Here is a 25,660-nt window from a genome sequence, read left to right as displayed (position 1 = left end):
TCCTCCGGTTGTCGCCGGACCTTCGCAAGCCTGACCAAGGCCGTAAAGCGAGGTTCTTGCGACAGCCGCGCGAGGGGTCTAGACCGCCCGCACGATTAATCCCCATTTCGCACACGCAATAAACGGAGACATCCATGGCTCGCGCGAAGATCGCCCTTATCGGCGCCGGCATGATCGGCGGAACCCTGGCCCACGTGGCCGCGCGCGAAGCCCTGGGCGACGTGATCCTGTTCGACATCGCCGAAGGCACCCCGCAGGGCAAGGCGCTGGACATCGCCGAGGCCACCGCCGTCTTCGGCTCGGACGTGGCCCTGAAGGGCGCGAACGACTATGCCGACATCGCGGGCGCCGACGTCTGCATCGTCACCGCCGGCGTGCCGCGCAAGCCGGGCATGAGCCGCGACGACCTGATCGGCATCAACCTGAAGGTCATGAAGGCCGTCGGCGAGGGCATCAAGGCCCACGCCCCCAACGCCTTCGTCATCTGCATCACCAACCCGCTCGACGCCATGGTCTGGGCCCTGCAGAAGTTCTCGGGCCTGCCCAAGGAGAAGGTCGTCGGCATGGCCGGCGTGCTCGATTCCGCGCGCTTCGCCTATTTCCTGGCTGAAAAGACCGGCGTCTCGGTTCAGGACATCCACGCCTGGACCCTGGGCGGTCACGGCGACGATATGGTGCCGATGGTGCGCCACTCGACCATCGGCGGCCTGCCCCTGCCGGACGCCGTCAAGGCCGGCTTCCTGTCGCAGGACGAGTTGGACGCCATCGTCGATCGCACCCGCAAGGGCGGCGGCGAGATCGTGGCCCTGCTGAAAACCGGCTCTGCCTTCTACGCGCCCGCTGAATCGGCCATCGCCATGGCCAAGTCCTACCTGCTGGACCAGAAGCGCGTCCTGCCTTGCGCCGTCTGGCTGTCGGGCGAATACGGCCTGTCGGACCTCTACGTCGGCGTCCCGGCCCTGATCGGCGCCAACGGCGTCGAAAAGGTGATCGAGTTCACCACCAACGACGAAGAAAAGGCGATGTTCGAAAAGTCCGTCGCCTCGGTCCAAGGCCTGCTGCAAGCCTGCAAGGACATCGATTCCTCGCTGGCGTAAGCCACGCGACGATCGAATGACGAAGGGCCTGCGGAGCGATCCGCAGGCCCTTTTTCTTTTCCCTCCTCCCGTTGGGAGAGAAACATCATTGCGGCGGGACGTAGCCCATGCCTGTCGCAAACTTGGGCAGCAGTTGCAGCCAGACCGTCAGCGGGTCCGCCAGTTGCGCCACGCCTTCGCCCGACAGTACGACGATATCGTACTGCACCGTCGCCGTCGGCGTTTGGGCCGCAGTATGGAAGGCTTTCAGATAGCGGTTGTCGCGGTTCCAGGCGTTCACCTTGTCCAGCGTCGCCCCGGCCCCGGGCACAACGGCGCTGAACTGAACCTCGCCGCAGCCCGACGCTTCGCAGCCGTAGAAGAAGACCGCCCAGGTCAGGCCCGCATTGGTCACGGTGAAGAAGGTCAGGCCGTTCTCGGTCTGCACAGGCCCGACCCGCCCGCCCAGCCCGGTAATCCAGGTCCCGACCTCGGCCGGCGTCAGACCGCGACTGGCCGTCGCCGCAGCCGTCTGGGCGAGCGCGCCCCCGGCTGTCATCGGCGAAACTGTTAAGGCCAGAGCGGCAAGTGGGGCGGCGGCGATGGCGAGGCGGCGCATGGAAACACTCCGAAGGTCAGGCCCTACCCTAGCCGTCAGTCGCGGACGTGCGCCAGCCAGTCCTTGCTCTGCATTTCGTTGAAGCGCGACACGGTGCGCTCAAACTCGAACACCCCCACCCCTTCGGTATAGAGCGCCTCGGGCTTGGCCGCCGCCAGCACAATCAGCTTGGTCTTGGCCTCATAGAGGGCGTCCACCAGGGTCACCAGACGCCGCGCCTCATGGTGGTTGGCCGAGCTCAGGATCGGCACGTCCTCCAGGAACAGGGTGTGGAACCGCTGGGCGATGGCCAGATAGTCCTGCGGCCCCAGAGGCCTGGCGCACAGCTCCGCAAACGTCGCCCGCGCCATCGACCCCACGGTGCGCTCCACCACCACATCGCGGCCCAGCACGGTCAGGTGCGCCGGTTCTTCCGGCTCGCCCCCCTTCAGCTCGCGCCATAACGCCTCGAAAGCCGCGCGGTCGTCCGGCGTGTGCCAGACCTGGGCCGAGGTCATCCGGTCCAGCCGCCAGTCGCGCGCCCCGGCCGTCTCGACCACCACGCAGCGCCCGCGGATAATGTCGATGAAGGGCAGGAAGAGCTGGCGGTTGATGCCGTTCTTGTAGAGCTCCTCCGGCGCGCGGTTCGAGGTGATGGCCAGCACCACTCGATCCTCGAACAGGGCTTCGAACAGCCGGCCCAGGATCATGGCGTCAGCGATGTCGGTGACCTGCAGTTCGTCGAAACACAGCAGCCGGGCTTCCGACGCGATCAGCTTCGCGATCGGCGGGATGGGGTCGTCGCCCTTATGCGTGCCGAACACGGCCTTGCGGGTCTTCGCATCCCCTTCGCGCCACTGTTTCACCAGGTCGTGGATGCGGGCCATGAAGGCGTGAAAGTGCGCGCGCGTCTTTCGCGGCTCGGGCGTCGCCGAATAGAACAGGTCCATCAGCATCGACTTGCCGCGTCCCGGCGGGCCGTAGAGATAAATGCCCCGCACCTCCGGCGCCTTGCCGAACAGGCCGCGTTTGGCCAGATCGACCTCCAACCGCTCCAGCGCGGTGATCACGCTTTCCTGCGCCGGATCGGGCGTCAGCACGCCCTCTTCCACGCGGATGTCGTAGGCGTTGCGGATACGGGAGGTCATGGGAGGACTGCTTAAAGCCCGGCACAGTGAAAAGCGATTGCTTCGCGGCTGCGAACGCCTAAATGCACAGCACACACCAAACCGCGCTCAAGCAGCAAGGCTCCGCTGAGCCGAGCGGCAGCGCGTCCGAAGGACCAAGCATCATGGGTTATCGCGTCGCCATCGTCGGAGCCACGGGCAATGTGGGTCGCGAAATGCTGAACATCCTCGAGGAGCTGGAATTCCCCGTCGATGAAATCCACGCCATCGCCTCGCGCAAATCCAAGGGGGTCGAGGTCTCCTTCGGCGACAAGACCATCAAATGCCAGGACATCGAGCAGTTCGACTTCTCCAAGGTCGATATCGTCCTGATGTCCGCCGGCGGCGCGGTGTCCAAGGAATGGTCCGAGAAGATCGGCAAGGCCGGTCCTATCGTGATCGACAACTCCTCGGCCTTCCGCAAGGACCCCGACGTGCCGCTGATCGTGCCCGAGGTGAACCCTGACGCCATCAAGGACGCGACCAAGAAGAACATCATCGCCAACCCCAACTGCTCGACGATCCAGCTGGTGACCGCGCTGAAGCCGCTGCACGATGCGGCCAAGATCAAGCGGGTCGTGGTCTCGACCTATCAGTCGGTGTCTGGCGCCGGTAAGGAAGGCATGGACGAGCTGTGGAACCAGACCAAGGCCATCTACGGCCTGGGCGACGCCACGCCCAAGAAGTTCCCCAAACAGATCGCCTTCAACGTCATCCCCTACATCGGCTCCTTCCTCGAGGACGGCTCCACCGACGAGGAGAAGAAGATGTCGGATGAGACGCACAAGATGCTGGACCCCGACATCAAGGTCACCGTCACCTGCGTGCGCGTGCCCGTCTTCGTGGGCCACTCCGAGGCCGTGAACGTCCAGTTCGACCGCCCCATCGAACCCGACGAGGCCCGCGCCATCTTGCGCGAGGCGCCGGGCGTGCTGGTTATCGATAAGCAGGAGCACGACGGCTATATCACCCCCGTCGATGCGGCCAGCGAACACGCCGTCTATGTCAGCCGCATCCGCAAGGACACGACCGTCGAGAACGGCCTGAACCTTTGGGTCGTGTCCGACAACCTGCGCAAGGGCGCCGCCCTCAACGCGGTCCAGATCGCCCAGCTGCTGGACGAGACCGGCGTGATCAAGTCGTCGTCGGGATATCGTTCGATCACGGTCTAGGCGGTCTCAACCGTCATGAACGCCCACGCACCCCCTGCCGACGGCCGCGCCGTCGGCACGGCCGTCGCCTGCTACACCCTGTGGGGGCTGCTGCCGCTGCTCTTCATGGCGATGGCGGCGCACGGCTTCGGCGCGCCCGAAATCCTGGCGCACCGGGCGGTCTGGTCGGTCTTCGTTGCCGGCCTGGTCCTGCTGCTGGCTGGCCAGTGGGGCGAGGCGCGCGAGGTGCTGGCCACGCCGCGCACCCTGGCCTGGCTGGCCCTGTCGGCCCTGCTGATCGGCACGAACTGGAGCCTCTACGTCTACGCCACGACGCACCATGCGACGCTGGAGGCCAGCCTCGGCTACTATATCAATCCTTTGCTCAACATGGCGGCGGGGGCCGTGTTGTTCCGCGAGAAGATCGACCGCTGGAGCGCCGTCGCGATCGCCCTGGCCTTCGTCGGGGTCGTCATCCAGACCATCGCCCTGGGCCATGTGCCGATCATCGGCCTGACCCTGGCCGTCACCTTCTGCGCCTATGCAGTGATCCGAAAGCGCGTGCCCGCCTCGGCCCAGACCGGTCTGTTCGTGGAATGTCTCGTGCTGCTGCCCATCGGCGCGGTCTTTCTGGCCTGGTTGACCACCCACGGTCAGGCGGTCGGGTTCGCCTCGCCGTCCGGCCTGATCTGGGCGCTGGTGAACGGCCCGGCGACCGTGATCCCGCTGGCGCTGTTCGCCTGGTCGGCGCGGCGTCTGCCCCTGTCCACGGTCGGCTTCATCCAGTTTCTGGCCCCGACGCTGCAGTTCGCCTGCGGCGTCGCGACCGGTGAGCCGCTGACCCTGCTGCGGATCGTCTCCTTCGTCTTCATCTGGGCCGGCGCCGGCGTCTTCGCCCTGGCCGCCTTCAATCGCAGCCGCGCCGCACGCGAGGCGTTGAAGACCACGGCGGAACCGGCGTAGCCTTCGCCCACACGGAGGCGAGGCCATGACGACCGCCCAACCGGGCCCCTGCGAAGGCGGACAGGTCCACGCCGCCGCCGAACCGGCCCATCCGCTGTCGGCGGCGCGCAAGCGCTGGGTGCTGGCCGCGACGGTGCTGGGCTCCAGCCTGACCTTCATCGACGGCTCGGCCCTGGGCGTCGCCCTGCCCGCCGTGCAGCGGGATCTCGCGGCCGGCACGGCGGCGGTGCAGTGGGTGTCGAACGCCTATCTGCTGACCCTGGGCGCCCTGGTTTTGATCGGCGGCGCGGCCGGCGATCGGTTCGGTAGGCGGCTGGTCTTTCTGATCGGGGTCGCGATCTTCGCCCTGGCCTCCATCGGCTGCGCCCTCGCCCCCACCGTCCAGGCCCTGGTCGCCGGCCGGGCGATCCAGGGGATCGGCGCGGCCCTGCTGACTCCCGGCGCCCTGGCGGTGATCGGCGCGACCTTCCCGCCCGAGGAGCGCGGCAAGGCCTTTGGAACCTGGGCCGGGTTCGGGGCCCTGACCGGCATGGTCGGCCCGCTGATCGGGGGATGGCTGGCCGACGCCGCCGACTGGCGCGCCATTTTCTGGATCAACGTCCCGCTGGCGATCCTGACCGCCCTCGTGACCCTGGCCGCCACGCCCGAGAGCCGCGATCCCGACGCGCGCGGTCTGGACGGTCTAGGCGCGGTTCTGGCCGTCGCCGGACTGGGCGCCCTGACCTGGGCCCTGACCGCCGCGCCCGATCTGGGGTTCGCATCGCCCGTCATCCTGGCCGGACTGGTCGTGGGCGCGGCGTTGCTGGCCGCCTTCGTCTGGGCCGAGGCGCGCCAGTCCCACCCGATGATGCCGCTCGGCCTGTTTTCGTCTTCGGTGTTCAGCGGGATCAATCTGCTGACCCTGCTGCTCTATTTCGCCCTGGGCGGGGCGATGTTCTTCCTGCCCTTCGATCTGATCCGGGTTCACGGCTGGAGCGCGACCGAGGCCGGCGCCGCCATGCTGCCCTTCGCCGCCGTCATGGGCCTGTTCTCTGGTGTGGCGGGACGCGTCGCCGATCGGTTCGGCGCGCGTCTGTCGCTCAGCCTCGGGCCGGCCCTGGCGGGGATCGGACTGGCCCTTCTCGCTGTGCCTGCGCCGGGCGCGGGCTATGTCGACGGACCTCTGGCGGGGATGACGGTGCTGGCGATCGGCATGACCCTGGCGGTCGGGCCGCTGACGGCGACGGTGATGGGGGCCGTCAAGGCGGGTCACACGGGCGTGGCCTCGGGCGTCAACAATGCGGTGGCGCGCGTGGCAAGCCTTCTGGCTGTCGCCCTCCTGGGCCTCGTGCTGTCTGCGGTCTTCGCCGGGGTCGCCAACCTGCCTGACGCCCGCGCACAGCTGGCCCAGGTCATGTCGGGCGGCGAGATCACACCCGTCGCCCGCGACGCCTTCCATGCGGCGTTTCGGGCCGTGATCCTGACCTGCGTCGGCTGCGCGGGCTTAGCCGGCCTGATCGGTCTGTTGACCGCGCCCGGCCCGGTTCAGAAGGCGGCGTAAAGCGCGTCCAGCAACCGCTTGGGCCGAGGGTCGCCGATCAGGTGCGGCGACTGGCGCGTCATGACATAGGCTGCGGACAGCTTCCGCGACGGATCGGCCATGGCCATGGACCCGCCCCAGCCATAATGGCCGAAGGCTTCGTTGGGCCCGAAGACCTTCAGCCCGTCATTGCGCATCAGACCGGCCGCCCAGCTGATCGTATAGGGCAGCACCTTGTCCGGCCCATGGATGCGCTCGCGCGTCAGCTGATCCAGCGTTCCCGCCGACAGCACCGACCGGCCGTCCAGCACGCCGCCATTGGCGACCACGCCCAGCATCTTCGCCAGCCCCAGGGCCGTGCCGTGCAGATTGGCCGAAGGGATTTCCATCTCGCGCCAGGCCGCCGAACCGCGCCCGCCCGGCGCCGAGCCACGATCCAGGAAGGCCGCCTGTTTGATCGGATCGATGGCCCCCAGGCTAGGCGCCGCTGTGGGTTTGCGCATCTGCGCCACCCGTCCATGCTCGCTTTCGGGCAGGCCGATCCACAGGTCCAGCTCCGGGAAGTCCTGGCGCAGCGCCTGGCCCATCGTCCGTCCAGTCGCGCGGCGATAGACTTCATTGGCCAGATAGCCGACGGTGATCGGGTGATAGCCCGAGGCTGAACCCGGCGCCCACATCGGCGACTGAGCCGCCAGACGCGCCAGCACCGCGGACACATCGAACCAGATCGTCGGATCGACCGCCTCGGAAAAGCCCGGCAGGCCCGACTGGTGGCTCATCAACTGAGCGACGGTGACCTCCGCCTTGCCCGCCGCGCCGAACTCGGGCCACAGCGAGGCGACCGTCTGATCATAGCCGATCTGACTCTCCTCGACCGCGCTCGCCATCAGGATGGCCATCACCGCCTTGCCGGTCGAAAACACCGACGTCAGGGTGGTGTCGGTGAACGGCGTCGTCTTGGCCGTATCCGCATGCCCCGCCCACAGATCGACGACCGTTTCGCCCTCGACCAGCACGGTGAACCGCGCCGCCTGCTCGTTCAGCCCCTCGGGAGCCTCGGTGAAGTTGGCGGCGAATGCCTCGCGCACGGCCTCATAGCCGGGGGCGCAGACGCCGTGGATGTCGATGAGATCGGTCATGGGCAGGTCCTAGCGCGCCCGCCGCCCACGAAAAAGGCCTCCCGCCGAAACGGGAGGCCTCAAATCGTTCGATCCTTCGACGGGATCAGGCCGCGACGACCTCGGTGGCCTGTTCCGCCAGGATGGTCAGGCCTTCGCCGTTCACGTCGGCGAAACCGCCGTGAACGTCGTACTGGGTCTTTGAGCCGTTGTTATAGACGGTCACCAGACCCTCGCGCAGGGCGGTCATGAAGGGCGCATGATCCGGCAAAACGCCGAAGTCACCCTCGACGCCCGGTGCATCGACCTGGTCCACGAGGCCCGAGAAGACCTCGCGTTCCGGCGAGACGAGGGAGAAGTTCAGCTTGCCGGCCATGATCAGGCTTCCGACGCCATCTTCTCGGCCTTGGCGACGGCCTCTTCGATGGAGCCGACCATGTAGAAGGCGGCTTCCGGCAGGTGGTCGTATTCACCGGCGACGATGCCCTTGAACGAGCGGATCGTGTCGGCCAGCTCGACGAACTTGCCGGGCGAATTGGTGAACTGTTCGGCCACGAAGAAGGGCTGCGACAGGAAGCGCTGGATCTTGCGGGCGCGCGAGACGACCAGCTTGTCCTCTTCCGACAGCTCGTCCATGCCCAGGATGGCGATGATGTCCTTCAGGCCCTTGTACTGCTGCAGCACTTCCTGAACCGAACGGGCGACGTTGTAGTGTTCGTCGCCGATGACCAGCGGGTCCATGATCCGCGAGGTTGAGTCCAGCGGGTCAACGGCCGGGAAGATGGCCTGGGCGGCGATGTCGCGGCTCAGAACCGTCGTCGCGTCCAAGTGGGCGAACGAGGCGGCGGGCGCCGGGTCGGTCAGGTCGTCGGCAGGCACGTAGATGGCCTGGACCGAGGTGATCGAACCCTTCTTGGTCGAGGTGATGCGCTCCTGCAGGTTGCCCATCTCGGTGGCCAGCGTCGGCTGATAGCCCACGGCCGAAGGGATGCGGCCCAGCAGAGCCGACACTTCCGAACCGGCTTGCGTGAAGCGGAAGATGTTGTCGACGAACAGCAGCACGTCCTTGCCTTCCTCGTCACGGAAGTATTCCGCGATCGACAGGCCGGTCAGGGCGACGCGAGCGCGGGCGCCGGGGGGCTCGTTCATCTGGCCGTAGACCAGGGCGCACTTGGAGCCCTCGGTCGAGCCGCCGTTCTTGGACGGGTCCACGTTAACGTTGGACTCGATCATCTCGTGATACAGGTCGTTGCCTTCGCGGGTGCGCTCGCCCACGCCGGCCAGAACCGAATAACCGCCGTACGCCTTGGCGATGTTGTTGATCAGCTCCTGCATGGTCACGGTCTTGCCCACGCCAGCGCCGCCGAACAGGCCGATCTTGCCGCCCTTTGTGTAGGGGCACATCAGGTCGATGACCTTGATGCCCGTGACCAGGATTTCAGACGAGGTCGACTGCTCTTCGAAGCTCGGCGCTTCCTTGTGGATCGGACGGTATTCGGTGGTGGCGATCGGGCCGGCTTCGTCGATCGGCTGGCCAACGACGTTCATGATGCGGCCGAGGGTGCCGGGGCCGACCGGCGCCTGGATCGACGATCCGGTGTCTGTCACGGGCTGGCCGCGCGTCAGGCCTTCGGTCGTGTCCATCGAGATGGCGCGGACCATGTTCTCACCCAAGTGCTGGGCGACTTCCAGAACCAGGGTGAAGGGCTCGCCCGTCTTCTGGTCGATGTTCTGGGTGTGCAGGGCGTTCAGGATCGCCGGCAGGTGGCCGTCGAACTCGACGTCGACGACGGCGCCGATGACCTGGGCGATCTTGCCCGTGGCGACGGCCGCGCCGGGCGCGGTCGCGGCGACAGGCGCCTTCTTGACGGCGGGCTTCTTGGCGGCGGGTTTCTTGGGGGCGACGGTGTCGGTCATGGTCAGGGTCCGTATCGGAATGTCTGTTCGGTCGGGATCAGAGGGCTTCGGCGCCGGCGATGATCTCGATCAGCTCGGTGGTGATCTGGGCTTGGCGCTTGCGGTTGTATTGCAGCGTCAGGGCGTTGATGAGGTCGCCCGCATTGCGCGTGGCGTTGTCCATCGCCGCCATCTGCGAGCCGAAGAAGCCGGCCTGGTTCTCATACAACGCGGCCAGGATCTGGGTCGTGAGCGCGCGCGGCAGCAGGGTTTCCAGGATTTCCTCTTCCGAAGGCTCGTACTCATAGACCGCGCCGTTCAGGTTGATCGGGGCCGCGTCGCCCTCGACCACGGCCGGGATCAGTTGCTTGGCCGTCGGGACCTGTTGGATCACCGATTTGAACTGGCTGTAGAACAGGGTGACCACATCGGCCTGACCCTCTTCGAACGCCGTGGAGATCATTTCGGCGACCGGCTGGGCCGACGGCAGGCCAACGGTCTTGTGCTCGCTCAGTTCGAAGGTGTGGATCACCTTGTCGCCGTACAGACGCGCCAACTGGTCGCGCGACTTCTTGCCGACGGCGATGATCTTCACGTCCTTGCCGGCGTTGATCAGGCTGTTGATCCGCTCGCGCGCGGCGCGGATGACGTTGGTCGAGAAACCGCCCGCCAGACCCTTGTCCGCTGTCGCCACCACGATCAGGTGGCGCTGGTCCTGGCCCGTGCCGGCCAGCAGCTTGGGCGCGTCGGCGCCCGAGACGCCGGCGGCCAGATTGGCGATGACCGAGGCCATCTTCTGCGCATAGGGCCGGGCGCTTTCGGCCTGGTCCTGGGCGCGCTTCAGCTTGGCCGCGGCGACCATCTGCATGGCTTTCGTGATCTTCTGCGTGGCTTTCACGCTTCCGATCCGATTGCGCATTTCCTTGAGGCTGGCCATCCGGCGCTTACTCTCTCAGCTTACCAGACGGGTTCAGGCGAAGGTCTTGACGAAGGCGGCCAGGATGTCCTTCAGCTCGGCTTCGAGGTCCGAGGTCAGGTCCTTCTTGGTGCGGATGCCTTCCAGCAAGGAGGCGTGGTTCGCATGGATGCGCGCCAGCAGCTCCTTCTCGAAGCGGCCCACGTCGCCGACGGCGATGCCGTCGATGTAACCGCGCGTGCCGGCGTAGACCGAGACGACCTGCTCTTCCATCGCCAGCGGCGAATACTGCGGCTGCTTCAGCAGTTCCGTCAGACGGGCGCCGCGCGCCAGCAGCTTCTGGGTCGAGGCGTCCAGGTCCGAGCCGAACTTGGCGAAGGCGGCCATCTCGCGATACTGGGCCAGCTCGCCCTTGATCGAACCGGCGACCTTCTTCATCGCCTTGGTCTGGGCCGACGAGCCGACGCGCGACACCGAGATGCCGACGTTCACGGCCGGACGGATGCCCTGATAGAACAGGTCCGATTCCAGGAAGATCTGGCCGTCGGTGATCGAGATCACGTTGGTGGGGATGTAGGCCGAAACGTCGTTGGCCTGGGTTTCGATGATCGGCAGGGCGGTCATCGAGCCCGAACCGTAATCCTCGTTCAGCTTGGCCGAACGCTCCAGCAGGCGGCTGTGCAGATAGAAGACGTCGCCCGGATAGGCTTCACGACCGGGCGGACGGCGCAGCAGCAGCGACATCTGGCGATACGCAACAGCCTGCTTGGACAGGTCGTCATAGACGATCAGGGCGTGCATGCCGTTGTCGCGGAAGAACTCGCCCATGGCGGTGCCGGCGAACGGGGCCAGGAACTGCAGCGGGGCCGGTTCCGACGCCGTGGCGGCGACGACGATCGTGTATTCCAGCGCGCCCGACTCTTCGAGGGTCTTGACGATCTGGGCGACGGTCGAACGCTTCTGACCGATGGCGACGTAGATGCAGTAGAGCTTGGCGCTCTCGTCGTCGGTCTTGTTGACGTTCTTCTGGTTCAAGATGGTGTCGACGGCGACGGCGGTCTTGCCGACCTGACGGTCGCCGATGATCAGCTCGCGCTGGCCGCGGCCGACCGGGATCAGGGTGTCGATGGCCTTCAGGCCGGTCTGCATCGGCTCGTGAACCGACTTGCGCGGGATGATGCCCGGCGCCTTGACGTCTACGCGGCGGCGCTCGGTGAACTGGATCGGGCCCTTGCCGTCGATCGGCTCGCCCAGCGGATTGACGACGCGGCCCAGCAAACCCTTGCCGACCGGAACGTCCACGATCTCGCCCAGGCGGCGCACGTCGTCGCCCTCGGCGATGGCGGCGTCGGCGCCGAAGATAACGGCGCCCACGTTGTCGCGCTCGAGGTTCAGGGCCATGCCCTTCACGCCGGCCTTGGTGAACTCGACCATTTCACCGGCTTGGACATTGTCCAGACCGTGGATGCGGGCGATGCCGTCGCCGACCGACAGCACGCTGCCGACGTCAGAGACATCGGCTTCGACGCCGAAGTTGGCGATCTGCGACTTGAGGATGGCCGAGATTTCAGCGGCGCGGATGTCCATGACGGGCTCTCTGTTCTTCAGTCTTCTGCGGGTGCGCCGTTCAGGCGCGCATTCTTGGTGGCGGGAGCGCGTTTAGGCGCGCTTGAGGGCGAACTTCATCTGGTCGAGCTTGGTCTTCAGCGAGGCGTCGAACAGTTTCGAGCCCACCTTGACCTTCAGGCCGCCCAGGATCGACGGATCGACGCGCGCGGTCAGTTCCGGCGCCTTGCCCAGGCTCTTGGACAGGGCGGCGGTAATGGCGGCGACCTGTTTGGCGTCCAGCGGCTGGGCCGAGACGACCTCGGCGGCGACGACGCCGGCGTGTTTGGCGTAGCGTGCCTCGAATCCGGCGATCACGGCAGGCAGATCCTTGGCGCGATGGTTCTGACCCAACAGACCCAGGAAGTTGGTCGTGGTCTGCTCGAACCTGGCCTTGACGGCGATGGCCACCAGACCCTTGGCCTGGTCGGGCGCGGCGATGACGGGCGAGGTGGCCAGACGACGCAGGTCGGCGCTTTCGGTCCAGGCCGCCTTCAGCGACTTCAGGTCGGCGCGGACGGCGTCCAGACGGCCGGTTTCCAGCGCCAGGTCGAACAGCGCCTGTGCGTAGCGATCGCCGACTTCCGTCGTTCTGAAATCATCAGCCACTGATTAGGGTCCGAGGTCGTTGTGTCAGGGTCGCAACCGACTGCGAGGCTCGCAACGGTCAAAAGCTTGAAATGCTTACGGAAAGCACGACGGAGGCCGTATCCGTAAATACGCCCCCTTCAAGCCGGGCGCCTGATAGCACGGGGTTTCGCCGCTCGCAACATTGCGTGAAGGCGCACCGATGCCGCAGGGCGAGAGCGCGCCGCCGATTCCTTCCACACAGCGTAGGAAGGGCGACCGCGCCCAGGGGGGTGCGACCATGACGCCGCACCCCGTCGCTTGATCGGAACCTGCGTCGGCCCTAGCGCTTTCCGCTCAAGCTTTATTTTCCATCAGGAACCCCAATGCTCGACAGCATCACCCCCTTGCTCTCCGATCCGGCCGCCTGGGCCGCATTGGTGACCCTCATCGTGATGGAGGTCGTGCTTGGTATCGACAACCTGATCTTCATCTCCATCCTCTCGAACAAGCTGCCCGAGCATCAGCGTCAGAAGGTCCGTCGCCTCGGCATCGGCCTGGCCCTGGTCATGCGCCTGGCCCTGCTGTCGATCATCGCCTGGCTGGTCGGCCTGGTTCAGCCCGTCTTCACCGTCATGGGCAACGAATTCTCGTGGAAGGATCTGATCCTGATCGCGGGCGGCCTGTTCCTGGTCTGGAAGGCGACCAAGGAAATCCACCACACCGTCGATCCCACGCCCAGCCATGACGTGATGGACAAGAAGGACGTGATGATCATGAACGCGGGCGCCGCGATCTTCCAGATCATCCTCCTGGACATCGTCTTCTCGATCGACTCGATCCTGACCGCCGTCGGCATGACCGAACACCTGCCGATCATGGTCGTCGCCGTCCTGGTCGCCGTGACCGTGATGCTGCTGGCCGCCGATCCCCTGGCCAACTTCATCAACAAGAACCCCAGCGTGGTCATGCTGGCGCTCGGCTTCCTCTTGATGATCGGCATGGTGCTGATCGCCGACGGCTTCGGCTATCACGTGCCCAAGGGCTACATCTACGCCGCCATGGCCTTCTCGGCCGGTGTCGAGGCCCTAAACATGATGGGCCGTCGCGGCGCCACCAAGAAGGAAATGGCCGAACGGGCCCGCAGCGACGCCAACGCCGCCGAGGTCCGCGCCCAGAAGGCCGAGGCCGAAGCCGCCGCCGAGCGGGGCTGAGGCTCATGAACCGCCTGTCGTCCCGTCTCGCCGGTCTGATCGCCGGTCTGATCCTGACGACAGGCGTTTGCCCGTTCGTCAGGGCCGAGGTTCCGGTCCAGTCCTGGGAGGTCGTGCGGGCCTATCCGCACGACACGGGGGCCTTCACCGAGGGCCTCTTCTTCCACGACGGCGGCCTGTACGAGAGCACGGGCCTGTATCCGTCCTTCATCCGCAAGGTGGATTTGGAAACCGGCCGCGTGGAGCGCCAGCGCGACCTGCCGACCATCTATTTCGGCGAGGGCATGACCACGCTGAACGGCAAGCTCTACAGCCTGACTTGGCGCAACCACATCGGCTTCATCTGGAAGCTGGACGATTTCTCGCCCCTGGGCGGTTTCTCCTATCCGGGCGAGGGCTGGGCGCTGACCACCGACGGCCGCCGCCTGATCATGAGCGACGGCACAGACCAGCTGCGCTTTTTGGACCCCGAAACCCTGGCCGAGACCGGCCGCGTCTCCGTCACCGCCGACGGCCGTCCGCTGGATCAGATCAACGAGCTGGAATGGATCGACGGCGAGATCTTCGCCAATATCTGGCAGGACAACCGCATCGCGCGCATCGATCCCGAGACCGGCGTGGTCAAGGCCTTCATTGACCTGACCGGCCTGGTCCCCAAGGGCGCGAACCTCGACCCCAACGATGACGTCCTGAACGGCATCGCCTGGGACGCGGCGGGCAAACGCCTGTTCGTCACCGGCAAACGCTGGCCGCAGCTGTTCGAGATCAAGCTGCGCTGATCCGCACGAAGAAAAGGCCGGACGCTGCGACAGCGCCCGGCCCTCTTCTTTTTCCGCCTCTGCCCCCGGCTCAGCCGTGCAGGTCGAACCGGTCCAGCTCCATCACCTTGGTCCAGGCCGCCACGAAGTCAGAGACGAACTTCCCTTCGGCGTCTGCCCCGGCATAGACCTCGGCCAGCGCGCGCAGCACGGCGTTGGAGCCGAACACCAGATCGACACGCGTGCCGGTCCACTTGGCTTCGCCCGTCTTGCGGTCGCGGCCTTCGAAGACGTCCTTGGCGTCCGAGGTCGCCGCCCACTTCACGTCCATGTCCAGCAGGTTGACGAAGACATCGTTGGACAGCACGCCCGGCCGTTCGGTCAGCACGCCGTGCGTCGCGCCGCCCGTATTGATGTTGATCGCCCGCAGGCCGCCGATCAGCACCGTCATCTCCGGCGCCGTCAGCGTCAGCCGCTGCGCCTGATCGATCAGCAGCGACTCGGCTGGCACCGCATAGCGGGCCTTCTGGAAGTTGCGGAAGCCGTCAGCGACCGGCTCCAGATAGCCGAAGGATTCTACATCCGTGTCCGCCTGGCTGGCGTCCGTCCGGCCGGGCGTGAACGGCACGCTGGCGTCGTGGCCCGCCGCCTTGGCCGCCTGCTCGACGCCGGCATTGCCGGCCAGCACGATCAGGTCGGCCAAAGAGACCTTCTTGCCGCCCGTCTGCGCCTGGTTGAACTCGGTCTGGATGCGCTGCAGCGTCCTCAGCACCCGATCAAGCTGTTCGGGCTGGTTGACGGCCCAATCCTTCTGCGGCCCCAGGCGGATGCGGGCGCCGTTGGCCCCGCCCCGCTTGTCCCCGCCCCGGAAGGTCGAGGCCGAGGCCCAGGCCGTGCCCACCAGTTCGGCGGCGCTCAGGCCCGAGTCCAGCACCTTGGCCTTCAGAGCCGCCGCGTCCGTGGCGTCGATCAGCGGATGATCCACCTCCGGCACCGGATCCTGCCACAACAGGACTTCGCTCGGAACTTCCGGTCCCACGTAGCGCGAACGCGGCCCAAGATCGCGGTGCGTCAGCTTGAACCAGGCCCGCGCAAAGGCGTCGGCAAAGGCCTGCGGATCGTTCAGGAACCGGCGCGAGATCTTCTCGTATTCCGGGTCAAACCGCATCGACAGGTCGGTCGTCAGCATCGTCGGCCGCTTCTTCTTGGCCGGATCGTGGGCGTCGGGGATGATCTCGCCCGCGTCCTTGGCCACCCACTGATGCGCCCCGGCGGGGGACTTCTCCAGCTCCCATTCGAAGCCGAACAGGTTCTCGAAATAGAAGTTGCTCCACTGGGCCGGCGTCTGGGTCCAGGTGACTTCCAGGCCGCTGGTGATGGCGTCGGCGCCATGTCCCGTGCCGAAGCTGGAGGTCCAGCCCAAGCCTTGCGCCTCCAGACCGTCGCCTTCCGGCTCTGCGCCGACGTGGTCGGCAGGGCCCGCGCCGTGCGTCTTGCCGAAGGTGTGGCCGCCGGCGATCAGGGCCACCGTCTCTTCATCGTCCATCGCCATCCGGGCGAAGGTGTCGCGGATGTCGCGCGCCGCCGCGATCGGATCGGGATTGCCGTCCGGCCCCTCCGGATTGACGTAGATCAGGCCCATCTGCACGGCGGCCAGCGGGTTCTCCAGATCGCGCGAATGCTTGTCGCCGTCCGCATTGTCATCGCTGACCAGCACGGCCTCGTCGCCCGGCTTCACAACACCGTCCGAGCCGTGGGCATAGCGCTCGTCGCCGCCCAGCCAGGTCGTTTCGCGACCCCAATAGACGTCCTGATCCGGCTCCCAGGTATCGGCGCGGCCGCCGGAGAAGCCGAAGGTGCGGAAGCCCATGGTCTCCAGCGCGACGTTTCCGGTCAGGATCATCAGGTCGGCCCACGAGATGGCTTGGCCATACTTCTGCTTGATGGGCCACAGCAGGCGACGCGACTTGTCGATATTGACGTTGTCGGGCCAGGAGTTCAGCGGCGCGAACCGCTGCTGGCCCCGCCCGCCGCCGCCCCGACCGTCGCCGACGCGATAGGTGCCGGCGCTGTGCCAGGCCATGCGGATGAACTGCGGGCCGTAATGGCCGAAGTCGGCCGGCCACCAATCCTTGGAGTCCGTCATCAGCGCGCGCAGATCCGCCTTCAGCGCCTCATAGTCCAGCTTGGAAAAGGCCTCGCGGTAGTCGAACGACTCCCCCAGCGGGTCGGACTTGGTCGAGTGCTGGTTCAGCAGATCGACCCGCAGCTGATTGGGCCACCAATCGCGGTTCTGAACGCCGCCGCCTGCGACCGACCGGGGCGTCCGGCCGGAAAAGGGGCATTTGGCTTCGTCGGTCATGGTGTTTTCTCCCTGCTGCTCTGGCGCACGACGGCGAGCGATTTTTGCATCGCCCTGTAGATGATGGGGTCATACGACACGGGTCAAACGGATAAAGCCAATCGATTATCCTTGGCGTCAGCATAGGACAGGCCTATTTCCCTTCCATGCTCCCCACGTTGCGTCAGCTCCAGTATCTCAAGCTCCTGGCCGAACACGGCAGCTTCTCGCGCGCCGCCGAGGCCGCTCATGTCAGCCAGCCCGCCCTCAGCGCCGGGGTGCAGGAGCTTGAGCGCATCCTGGGCGCGCCGGTGGTCGAACGCGCGCGCGGCGCCGTAATCATGACCGCCGTTGGAGCCGAGGCCGTTCGCCGCGCCGAGGACGTCCTGGCCCGCACCGAGGATCTGGTCGAGGCGGCCAAAAACGCCGGGCGTCTGCTGTCCGGCCGATTCCGCCTCGGCGTAATTCCGACCGTGGCCCCCTTCCTGCTGCCCGCCAAGCTCCCGTCGGTGAAGGCCGCCTATCCCAGCCTGAAGCTGTTCATCCGCGAGGATCTTACACCCCGGCTGATCGCGGCGCTGAAGGCAGGTCAGATCGACGCGGCGGTCATCGCCCTGCCTTATGATGCGCCGGGCATCGCCCACGCTCGCATCGGCGATGACGAGATCATGGCTGCAGCCCCCGCCGACCATGCCTTGGCCGCGCCCGGCCCCATCCGTCCCGGCTCGCTGCGGGCCGAGGATCTGATCCTGCTGGAAGACGGACATTGCCTGCGCGACCACGCTCTGGCGGCGCTGGACATCGAGGCCCCGCGCGGCGACGACGTCTTTGCGGCCACCAGCCTGCACACTCTGGTCCAGATGGTCGGCTCGGGCCTCGGCGTTTCCTTCCTGCCGAAGATGGCGGTGCAGGCCGGTCTGGCCGACAACCCCTGCGTCGCCATTCGCGCCTTCGAAAACCAGGCCGACGGCGTCCCGCCCCATCGCGAGATCGTCGTCGCCTGGCGCGCCGGCTCCAGCCGCGCCGCCGAGGCCCGGCTGCTGGCCGAGGCCCTGAAGCTAGATTGAAGCTAGAGTGAAAACGGACTGAGGCTCGATTGATCGATTGACCTGAGCGCCGAACAGGCCGCTTGGAAGCAGATGGCAACCGAAACCGTCTATATCGTCCAGGCCTATGTCCAGGGCCGGGGCAAGGCCCTGCGCGCAGAACCCCAGGTCGGCTGCAAGGACGCCGAAGAGGCGCGTCGCAAGGCCGAACGGCTGGGGCCGTTGCGTCTGGGCGTCGTCGCCTTCGCCGTCTCGGCCGACACCGAAATGGGCGATTACGACGAAGAGCCGACCATCCTCTTCAAGTCCGGCCAACTCCCGCCGCCGTTCAGCGATCCGGACTGAGGGCCAGGCAACCCGCCCCGATAGGTCGCGTTTGCTTTCCTGACAACGGATCGGCGCCGCCCCGGGCGTCCGACCGAAGCTTCAGGACGACCCATGGCCTATCGCACCCTCAATCCCTTCACCGAACAACTGGTCGAGGACTATCCGGAACACACTGACGACGCCGTCGAGGCCGCCCTGGCCAAGGCAGACGGCCTGTTCCATTCGGATTGGTCGAAGGGCGACATCCAGCCGCGCCTCGCCGTGCTGAAATCCCTGTCGGGCCTGCTGACCGAAAACCGCGACGACCTGGCCGGCACCATGGCCGAGGAGATGGGCAAGCCCCTGGCTCAGGGGCAGGGCGAGATCGATCTGTGCGCCGGCATCGCCGCCTACTATGCCGAGAAGGCTGCCGATTTCCTCAAGCCTGAAAAGATCGACAGCGAACTGGGCGAGGCCTGGATCGAGTTTCACCCGATCGGCGTGCTGCTGGCGGTCGAGCCTTGGAACTTCCCGATCTATCAGCTGATCCGCGTGGTGGCTCCCGCCATCGCGGTCGGCAATCCCGTGCTCTACAAGCACGCGGGCATCGTGCCGCGCTGCGCCGCCCGGTTCGCCGAACTGGTGCGCGAGGCCGGCGCGCCCGAAGGCTTCGTCGCCAACCTCTACATCTCCTCGGACAAGGTCGCCGAACTGATCGGCGACGACCGCATTCAGGGCGTGGCCCTGACGGGTTCCGAGGGCGCCGGCGCCAAGGTCTCGGCCCGTGCATCGGAAATGCTGAAGAAGTCCACGCTGGAACTGGGCGGCAGCGACGTCTTCGTCGTGCTGGACGACGCCGACATCGAAAAGGCGGTCGCGGCAGGCGTCGAAGGCCGCCTGTCCAACGCCGGCCAGGTCTGCACCGGCTCCAAACGCTTCATCGTCCAGAAATCGGTCGCTGACGCCTTCACCACCGGCTTCGTCGAGGGCATGAAGAGCGCCGTCATGGGCGACCCGCTGGACGAGGCCACCGTCCTGGGTCCGCTGTCGTCCGAGGACGCGCTGAAGACATTGACCAAACAGGTCGAGGAGGCGGTCCAGCACGGCGCCAAGGCGGTGATCGGCGGCAAGGCCGCCGACCGCACCGGCTTCTTCTACGAACCCACCGTCCTGACCGACGTCGCCCGCGACAACCCGGCCTTCTATCAGGAGTTCTTCGGCCCCGTGGCCCAGGTCTTCGTGGTCGAGGACGACGATGCGGTCGTGGCCCTGGCCAACGATTCCCGCTTCGGCCTGGGCGGTTCGATCTTCTCGGGCGACACGACCCGCGCCCGCAAGCTGGCCTCGCGGATCGAGACCGGCATGGTCTTCATCAACACCACCACGACCTCCATGCCCGAACTGCCGTTCGGCGGCGTCAAACGCTCGGGCTTCGGCCGCGAGCTGGGCGACGTCGGCATCAAGGAGTTCGTGAACCGCAAGCTGGTGGTCGTCAGCGCCGACTGACCACCGCCTTTCGGCAAACGGAAAAGGGCCGGCGGATCGCTCCGCCGGCCCTCTTTTCTTGTCTGGGCGAACCGCGACCTATTCGGCGGCGATCGGCGCTTCGGTTTCCGGACCGCGCGCCAGGTTGCGCAGCACATAGGGCATGACGCCGCCGGCCAGCAGATAGTCCAGCTCGGTCTGGTTATCGATGCGGCAGCGGACCGGGAAGCGGGCCATCTTGCCGTCCGACGGGCGGAACAGCTCGACCCACAGGTCCTGACGCGGCTTCAGCTTGCCGATGTTGGCGTCCGACAAGCCGCGGATCGTGACGATCTCTTCGCCCGTCAGGCCCAGCTTCAGCCAACCGTCCTGCTTGAACTGCAGCGGCACGACGCCCATGCCGACCAGGTTGGAGCGGTGGATGCGCTCGAAGCTTTCGGCGATGACGGCGCGAACGCCCAACAGACGCGTGCCCTTCGCCGCCCAGTCGCGCGACGAGCCGGTGCCGTATTCCTTGCCGGCGAAGACGACCAGCGGACGGCCTTCCGACTGATACCGCATGGCCGCGTCATAGATCGACATGGTGTCGCCCGACGGGAAATGCTTGGTGACGCCGCCTTCGATCTCGGGCGTGATGCGGTTCTTGATGCGGATGTTGGCGAAGGTGCCGCGCATCATGACTTCGTGGTTGCCGCGACGGGCGCCGTAGCTGTTGAACTCGGCCGCCTCGACGCCGTGGTTGGTCAGATAGACGCCGGCGGGCGAGGTCTTCTTGATCGAACCGGCTGGGCTGATGTGGTCGGTGGTGATCGAGTCGCCGAAGATGGCCAGAACGCGGGCCTCGACCACGTCCTGAACCGGGGTCAGGTCCATCGACAGGCCGTCGAAATAGGGCGGGTTGGCGACGTAGGTCGAGCTGTCGTCCCACTCATAGGTCTGACCGCCGGTGACCTTGATGGCCTGCCAGTGCTTGTCGCCCTTGAACACGTCCTTGTAGCGTTTGGCGAACATGGCCGGGGTGACGGACTTGCGCTGGATGTCGGCGATTTCCTGCGTGGTCGGCCAGACGTCCTTCAGGAAGACGTCGTTGCCCTTCTTGTCCTGACCGATCGGATCCTTAGTGATGTCGATCCGCATCGAGCCGGCGATGGCGTAGGCCACGACCAGCGGCGGCGAGGCCAGATAGTTGGCCTGGACGTCGGGGTTCACGCGACCTTCGAAGTTGCGGTTGCCCGACAGGACCGAGGTCGCGACCAGGGCGTTGTCGTTGATCGCCTTGGAGATGGCCGGATCCAGCGGACCCGAGTTGCCGATGCAGGTGGTGCAGCCATAGCCGACCAGGTTGAAGCCCAGGGCGTCCAGATCCTTCTGCAGGCCGGCGTCGGTCAGATAGTCGGTCACGACCTGCGAGCCGGGGGCCAGCGAGGTCTTGACCCAGGGCTTGGCCTTCAGGCCCAGCGCATTGGCCTTGCGCGCCACCAGACCGGCGGCGATCAGCACCGACGGGTTGGAGGTGTTGGTGCAGGAGGTGATGGCCGCGATGACCACGTCGCCGTCGCCGACGGTGAACTTCTGGCCATCGACCGAGACGCGCTCGGCGTCGGACGGACGGGCGAAGACGTCGGTCAGGGCGGTTTCGAACGCCGGAGCGGCGGTGGTCAGTTCGACGCGGTCCTGCGGACGTTTCGGCCCGGCCAGCGACGGCACGACGGTCGAGATGTCCAGTTCCAGCACGTCGGTGAAGACCGGATCTTCCGACGTCTCGTCGATCCACAGGCCTTGGGCCTTGGCGTAGGCTTCGACCAGGGCGACGCGCGCCTTGTCGCGGCCCGTGGCGGTCAGATAGCCGATGGTGGCGGCCGAGACGGGGAAGAAGCCGCAGGTGGCGCCGTATTCCGGGGCCATGTTGGCGATGGTCGCCTGGTCCTCGATGGTCATGTTCGGCAGGGCGTCGCCGAAGAACTCGACGAACTTGCCGACCACGCCCTTCTTGCGCAGCATCTGGGTGACGGTCAGCACCAGGTCGGTCGCCGTCGTGCCTTCGGGCATCGAACCCGTCAGTTTGAAGCCGATGACCTCGGGGATCAGCATCGGGATCGGCTGGCCCAGCATGGCCGCCTCGGCCTCGATGCCGCCGACGCCCCAACCCAGGACGGCCAGGCCGTTGATCATGGTGGTGTGGCTGTCGGTGCCGACGACGGTATCGGGATAGGCGACGGTCTTCTTGCCTTCGTCCAGGGTCCAGACGGTCTGGGCCAGGTTCTCCAGGTTCACCTGGTGGCAGATGCCGGTGCCGGGCGGCACGACGCGGAAATTGTTGAAGGCCGACGAACCCCAGCGCAGGAAGTTGTAGCGCTCGATGTTGCGCTCGTATTCGCGCTCGACGTTCTGGCCGAAGGCTTTCGACGTGCCGAAGTTGTCGACCATGACCGAGTGGTCGATGACCAGATCGACCGGCACCAGCGGGTTGATCTTGGCGGCGTCGGCGCCCAGGGCGCTCATGGCATCGCGCATGGCGGCCAGATCGACCACGGCGGGAACGCCGGTGAAGTCCTGCATCAGCACGCGGGCCGGACGGAAGGCGATCTCGTGCTCGACCGAGCCCTTGTTCTCGATCCAGGCGGCGACGGCCTTCAGGTCGTCTTCGGTGACGGAAACGCCGTCCTCGTTGCGCAGCAGGTTCTCCAGCAGCACCTTCATCGAGCGAGGCAGACGGGAAATCCCGGCAAGCCCTGCTTCCTCGGCGGCGGGAAGGCTGTAATAGGCGTATTTCTTACGCCCGACGGAAAGGTCCTGGCGGGTCTTGAAGCTGTCGATCGACGGCATGGAGAGTTCCTCTGGTCAGCGCCGCCCGACAATCCGGTTGCGCCTTCGCGCGGCAGACGCAGCGGCTCACAGGGCCCCTGCGCGCGCGGCGAAAGCCTGCTGCGGCGACCGTGCCTATAGCCCCGCCGCGCCGCACCGTCCATGTGTCCACACCCCTGACGTGGACATTGAGAAGGGTTCGCAGATTTGGCGCGGCGGGTGGAACGCGATGATCCACACACTCACCCTCTCCGGCCTGACTGTCTCGCGCGGCGAGCGGCGACTGTTCGACGATCTCGACCTGACCTTGCGCGCCGGCGAGGTGCTGGCCCTGACGGGCGCAAACGGGGCGGGCAAGACCAGCCTGCTGCGCGCCATCGCGGGCCTGTTGCACCCCGACGCCGGGACGGTCGCCTTCCAGGACGGCGACGGTAATCCGCTGGACGAACGGCAGGCGCGTGGACGTGAGACCCATTTCCTCGGTCATCTGGACGGGCTGAAAGGCGGCCGCACCGCGCGCGAAGAGCTGGGGTTTCAGTGCGACTGGCTGGGTCACACCCAGTACGGCGTCGATCACGCCGTCGAGGCCTTTGGCCTGAAGCCCCTGCTGGACCTGGAGGTCCGGCGTCTTTCGGCCGGTCAGCGCCGTCGCCTGGCCATGGGCCGGCTGGTCGGATCGCCGCGCGCCCTGTGGCTGCTGGACGAACCGATGGCGCCGCTGGACGCCCGCTGGCGCGAAGCCTTCACCGAGCAGATGCAGCGGCATCTGGACGCCGACGGCCTGATCGTCGCCGCCGTCCACGACCCCCTGCCGCTGCCGACCCGCTCTCTCGATCTGGGGGCGCTGAAGTGAGCCGCCACGATGTCGATCAGGAACCCCGTCCGCCCGGCCTGCGCGGCGCGACGCGCGTTCTGCTGGAGCGCGAGCTGGATCTGGCCTGGGGCGGGGGCGGCGGCCCGTTGCTGGCCTGCGGCTTTTTCGCCTGTCTGACCGCCATACTGCCGCTGGCGGCCGGCGGCGATCCGCGCACGCTCGGCCCGGTCGCCGGCGGCGTCGCGTGGTTGGCGCTCGCCCTGGCGTCCCTGCTGTCGCTGGAGCGGCTGTTCGAGCGCGACATGGAGGACGGGGCGCTGGATCTGCTGGCCCTCGGTCATCTGGCGCTGGAGCAGGTCGTCTTGATCAAGGCCCTGGCGCAGTGGATCGCCGTCGGTCTGCCGCTCGCTCTGACCGCTCCCGTCGCCGCCCTGGCGCTTGGCCTGCCCGCGTCGCTGACGCCCCTGGTCGCACTGACCGCCCTGATCGGCGGCGCAGGCTTCGCCTTCACCGGGGCGCTGGGCGCCGCCCTTGCGCTGGGCGCCAAGCGTGGCGGGCTGCTGATCGCCGTCGTCGTCCTGCCGCTCTTTATTCCCCCCGTCGTCTTCGGCGCCGGCGCCCTGGAGCGCGCGGGATCAGGCCAGCCGGTCGGCCCGGCGTTGGCGTTGCTGTGCGCCTACGTGCTGTTCGCCGCCATCGTCGCGCCCTTCGCCGGGGCCGCCGCTGTTCGCAACGCGCAAGGGTGAGCTTGCCCGCCGTCCATTCGTTGCGTAAGCGCTGAACCGATGTTCGGCCTGTCCAATCCGCAGCGCTTCATGGCCTTCACCGGCCCGTTGACGCCCGTTCTGTGGGGGCTCGCCGCCGTGCTGCTGGGCGTGGGCGCCTGGCTCAGCTTCACCGTTCCGGCCGATTATCAGCAGGGCGACACGGTGCGGATCATGTTCGTCCATGTCCCCGCCGCCACCCTGGGCCTGGGCGCCTATGCGGCGCTGGGCGTGTCCAGCTTCTTTGCGCTGATCTTCCGTCACGCCCTGGCCGACGCCGCCGCCCGCGCCGCCGCCCTGCCGGGCGCCGCCTTCACGGCCCTGGCCCTGTTCACCGGCTCGCTGTGGGGCCAGCCGATGTGGGGGACCTGGTGGGTGTGGGACGCGCGCCTGACCAGCGTGCTGGTGCTGTTTCTCTTCTACCTCGGCTATATAGCGCTGCGGGCCTCGATCGACGATGAGCAGAAGGCCGGGCGCGCCGCCGCCGTCCTCGGCCTCGTCGGGCTGATCAATCTGCCGATCGTCAAATTTTCGGTCGACTGGTGGAACACCCTGCATCAGCCCGCCAGCTTCCTGACCCCCGGATCGTCGGGTCTGGACCCGGTCTATCTGCCGCCCTTCCTGACCATGCTGGCGGCCTATGGGGTGCTGTTCGCGGCCCTTTGGCTGACCGCCATCCGCACCGAGATCCGCCGCCGCCGCGTCATGACCCTGCGCGCCCGCCAAGCCCAGGAGGCGTAGAATGCTCGACCTCGACATGACCCCCTACGCCGCCTTCGTCTGGCCCGCATGGGGCGTCAGCGCCCTGGTCCTGATCGCCCTGTCCGCCCGAGCCATCGTCGCCTCGCGCAAATGGAAACGGGAACTGGCCAGACTTGAGGCAGACCAAGGCACACCCCCGCAAGCAGCGGACATCAACCGCCCTCAAGTAGCGCGAAGCGCGATAGGGCCACAAAAATGAACCGCTGGCTGGCCCTGATCCCGCTGGTCGTCCTCGCGGCGCTGGCGGCCCTGTTCGTCGGCTGGTCGCTGAAGCGCGATCCAGCCTTCAAGCCCGACGCCCTGGTCGGCCAAACGATCCCCGAGACGGTCCTGCCCCTGCTGTCGGGCGACCAGGCGGGACCGGGCAATCTGGACCTGAAGACCGCCGGCGTCGGCCGGCCCATGCTGGTCAATGTGTTCGCCTCCTGGTGCGCGCCGTGCCGGATCGAACATCCCAAGCTGCTGGCGCTGAAGGCGCGCGGCGTCGCTGTGGTCGGCATCGCCTACAAGGACGAGCCGGTCGCCGCCCGCGCCTTCCTCGACGAACTGGGCGATCCCTACGCCATGGTGCTGGTGGACCGCGAAGGTCGTGCAGGCCTCGACCTCGGCATCTCCGGCGTGCCCGAGACCTTCGCGGTCGACGCCATGGGGCGGATCACCGCCAAACAGTCCGGCCCCCTACTGGACGACGCCGACATCGACCGGTTGGTCGCCTCCATGCAGGCCCCGCTCCGTCCCGCGCCTACCAAGCGGTGAGGCCGCGTTAACCCTTTTTCGAGGGTTTCCGTTA

General features: G+C 66.9%; 24 protein-coding genes. 14 read left to right on the top strand and 10 right to left on the bottom strand.

Translation table 11 applies throughout. The features are described 5' to 3' along the window. Positions 1–134: 134 nt before the first annotated feature. Positions 135–1,097, top strand: coding sequence for a malate dehydrogenase (gene mdh / locus ASF31_RS08765; protein ID WP_055754298.1), 963 nt, complete (start codon positions 135–137; stop codon positions 1,095–1,097). Between the two features lie 85 nt (positions 1,098–1,182). Here the strand turns inward: mdh and ASF31_RS08760 are convergent, their stop codons facing one another. Together ASF31_RS08760 and zapE are read right to left on the bottom strand one after the other, a co-directional pair. Further along, entirely contained in the window at positions 1,183–1,695 is a 513-nt protein-coding gene (locus tag ASF31_RS08760) for a YbjN domain-containing protein (protein WP_082465092.1), read from the bottom strand. 35 nt (positions 1,696–1,730) lie between these two features. Further along, positions 1,731–2,822, bottom strand: coding sequence for a cell division protein ZapE (gene zapE / locus ASF31_RS08755; protein WP_055754296.1), 1,092 nt, complete (start codon positions 2,820–2,822; stop codon positions 1,731–1,733). A 143-nt stretch (positions 2,823–2,965) separates the two neighbouring features. On the opposite strand from zapE, the gene ASF31_RS08750 reads away from it, so the two are divergent. The 3 genes from ASF31_RS08750 to ASF31_RS08740 are packed head-to-tail and all read left to right on the top strand — an operon-like array spanning position 2,966 to position 6,494. Next, complete coding sequence (locus ASF31_RS08750) at positions 2,966–4,012, top strand: aspartate-semialdehyde dehydrogenase (protein WP_055754295.1); 1,047 nt, start codon at positions 2,966–2,968, stop codon at positions 4,010–4,012. Positions 4,013–4,027: 15 nt separating this feature from the next. Beyond that, the gene (gene rarD, locus ASF31_RS08745) at positions 4,028–4,954 is read left to right on the top strand and encodes an EamA family transporter RarD (protein WP_055754294.1); all 927 of its coding nucleotides are present in this window, start codon (positions 4,028–4,030) and stop codon (positions 4,952–4,954) included. Positions 4,955–4,979: 25 nt separating this feature from the next. Beyond that, the gene (locus ASF31_RS08740; RefSeq protein WP_055754293.1) at positions 4,980–6,494 is read left to right on the top strand and encodes a DHA2 family efflux MFS transporter permease subunit; all 1,515 of its coding nucleotides are present in this window, start codon (positions 4,980–4,982) and stop codon (positions 6,492–6,494) included. Here ASF31_RS08740 and ASF31_RS08735 read toward each other — a convergent pair. The 6 genes from ASF31_RS08735 to ASF31_RS08710 form a co-directional block, all read right to left on the bottom strand. Further along, the gene (locus ASF31_RS08735) at positions 6,479–7,612 is read right to left on the bottom strand and encodes a serine hydrolase domain-containing protein (RefSeq protein WP_055754292.1); all 1,134 of its coding nucleotides are present in this window, start codon (positions 7,610–7,612) and stop codon (positions 6,479–6,481) included. The two genes, ASF31_RS08740 and ASF31_RS08735, sit on opposite strands and share 16 nt — an antisense overlap. A gap of 85 nt (positions 7,613–7,697) precedes the next feature. Continuing rightward, positions 7,698–7,967 (bottom strand): ATP synthase F1 subunit epsilon, encoded by a 270-nt coding sequence (locus tag ASF31_RS08730; protein ID WP_039243854.1) that lies wholly within the window; start codon positions 7,965–7,967, stop codon positions 7,698–7,700. A gap of 2 nt (positions 7,968–7,969) precedes the next feature. Beyond that, positions 7,970–9,508, bottom strand: coding sequence for a F0F1 ATP synthase subunit beta (gene atpD / locus ASF31_RS08725; protein ID WP_055754291.1), 1,539 nt, complete (start codon positions 9,506–9,508; stop codon positions 7,970–7,972). A 37-nt stretch (positions 9,509–9,545) separates the two neighbouring features. Beyond that, entirely contained in the window at positions 9,546–10,424 is an 879-nt protein-coding gene (locus tag ASF31_RS08720) for a F0F1 ATP synthase subunit gamma (RefSeq protein WP_055754290.1), read from the bottom strand. Between the two features lie 33 nt (positions 10,425–10,457). Then, positions 10,458–11,990, bottom strand: a complete 1,533-nt coding sequence (gene atpA / locus ASF31_RS08715) for a F0F1 ATP synthase subunit alpha (protein ID WP_055754289.1) — start codon at positions 11,988–11,990, stop codon at positions 10,458–10,460. A 72-nt stretch (positions 11,991–12,062) separates the two neighbouring features. Further along, a complete protein-coding gene (locus ASF31_RS08710; RefSeq protein WP_055754288.1) occupies positions 12,063–12,617 on the bottom strand; it encodes a F0F1 ATP synthase subunit delta in 555 nt (184 codons plus the stop codon). A gap of 344 nt (positions 12,618–12,961) precedes the next feature. Here ASF31_RS08710 and ASF31_RS08705 point away from each other — a divergent pair, with 344 nt between their 5' ends. Together ASF31_RS08705 and ASF31_RS08700 are read left to right on the top strand one after the other, a co-directional pair. Continuing rightward, positions 12,962–13,789, top strand: a complete 828-nt coding sequence (locus ASF31_RS08705; protein ID WP_055754287.1) for a TerC family protein — start codon at positions 12,962–12,964, stop codon at positions 13,787–13,789. Positions 13,790–13,794: 5 nt separating this feature from the next. Then, a complete protein-coding gene (locus tag ASF31_RS08700; protein WP_055754286.1) occupies positions 13,795–14,568 on the top strand; it encodes a glutaminyl-peptide cyclotransferase in 774 nt (257 codons plus the stop codon). 70 nt (positions 14,569–14,638) lie between these two features. On the opposite strand, the gene katG is transcribed toward ASF31_RS08700, so the two are convergent. Then, the gene (gene katG, locus ASF31_RS08695; protein ID WP_055754285.1) at positions 14,639–16,909 is read right to left on the bottom strand and encodes a catalase/peroxidase HPI; all 2,271 of its coding nucleotides are present in this window, start codon (positions 16,907–16,909) and stop codon (positions 14,639–14,641) included. Between the two features lie 146 nt (positions 16,910–17,055). Here katG and ASF31_RS08690 point away from each other — a divergent pair, with 146 nt between their 5' ends. From ASF31_RS08690 to ASF31_RS08680, 3 genes are all read left to right on the top strand, one after another. Continuing rightward, positions 17,056–17,955 carry a hydrogen peroxide-inducible genes activator gene (locus ASF31_RS08690; protein ID WP_055754284.1) on the top strand — a complete coding sequence of 300 codons (900 nt, stop codon included), beginning with the start codon at positions 17,056–17,058 and terminating at the stop codon, positions 17,953–17,955. A 72-nt stretch (positions 17,956–18,027) separates the two neighbouring features. After that, positions 18,028–18,279: a hypothetical protein gene (locus tag ASF31_RS08685; protein ID WP_055754283.1), complete on the top strand. Its 252-nt coding sequence runs from the start codon at positions 18,028–18,030 to the stop codon at positions 18,277–18,279. A 93-nt stretch (positions 18,280–18,372) separates the two neighbouring features. Further along, positions 18,373–19,746: an NAD-dependent succinate-semialdehyde dehydrogenase gene (locus ASF31_RS08680; protein ID WP_055754282.1), complete on the top strand. Its 1,374-nt coding sequence runs from the start codon at positions 18,373–18,375 to the stop codon at positions 19,744–19,746. A gap of 78 nt (positions 19,747–19,824) precedes the next feature. Here ASF31_RS08680 and acnA read toward each other — a convergent pair whose 3' ends face one another. Beyond that, on the bottom strand, positions 19,825–22,551 hold the full coding sequence (gene acnA / locus ASF31_RS08675; RefSeq protein WP_055754281.1) for an aconitate hydratase AcnA: 2,727 nt from the start codon (positions 22,549–22,551) through the stop codon (positions 19,825–19,827). Between the two features lie 208 nt (positions 22,552–22,759). Here acnA and ccmA point away from each other — a divergent pair, with 208 nt between their 5' ends. From ccmA to ASF31_RS08650, 5 genes are read left to right on the top strand one after another with little or no spacing between them, the layout of a single operon-like run. Next, positions 22,760–23,383 carry a heme ABC exporter ATP-binding protein CcmA gene (ccmA, locus tag ASF31_RS08670; RefSeq protein ID WP_055754280.1) on the top strand — a complete coding sequence of 208 codons (624 nt, stop codon included), beginning with the start codon at positions 22,760–22,762 and terminating at the stop codon, positions 23,381–23,383. After that, positions 23,380–24,090 carry a heme exporter protein CcmB gene (gene ccmB, locus ASF31_RS08665; protein WP_082465091.1) on the top strand — a complete coding sequence of 237 codons (711 nt, stop codon included), beginning with the start codon at positions 23,380–23,382 and terminating at the stop codon, positions 24,088–24,090. Before ccmA ends, ccmB begins: the two co-directional genes overlap by 4 nt. A gap of 39 nt (positions 24,091–24,129) precedes the next feature. Beyond that, the gene (locus ASF31_RS08660) at positions 24,130–24,849 is read left to right on the top strand and encodes a heme ABC transporter permease (RefSeq protein ID WP_055754279.1); all 720 of its coding nucleotides are present in this window, start codon (positions 24,130–24,132) and stop codon (positions 24,847–24,849) included. A gap of 1 nt (position 24,850) precedes the next feature. Then, a complete protein-coding gene (gene ccmD, locus ASF31_RS08655; RefSeq protein ID WP_055754278.1) occupies positions 24,851–25,069 on the top strand; it encodes a heme exporter protein CcmD in 219 nt (72 codons plus the stop codon). Further along, entirely contained in the window at positions 25,066–25,626 is a 561-nt protein-coding gene (locus ASF31_RS08650; protein ID WP_055754277.1) for a DsbE family thiol:disulfide interchange protein, read from the top strand. The genes ccmD and ASF31_RS08650 overlap by 4 nt, the downstream gene beginning before the upstream one ends. Positions 25,627–25,660: the final 34 nt, after the last annotated feature.

Origin of the sequence: Brevundimonas sp. Leaf280, from assembly GCF_001422455.1 — a bacterium.
Classification (GTDB): domain Bacteria; phylum Pseudomonadota; class Alphaproteobacteria; order Caulobacterales; family Caulobacteraceae; genus Brevundimonas.
The sequence above is the reverse complement of the archived record's forward strand: the minus strand, read 5'-3'. Positions and strand labels throughout refer to the sequence as shown.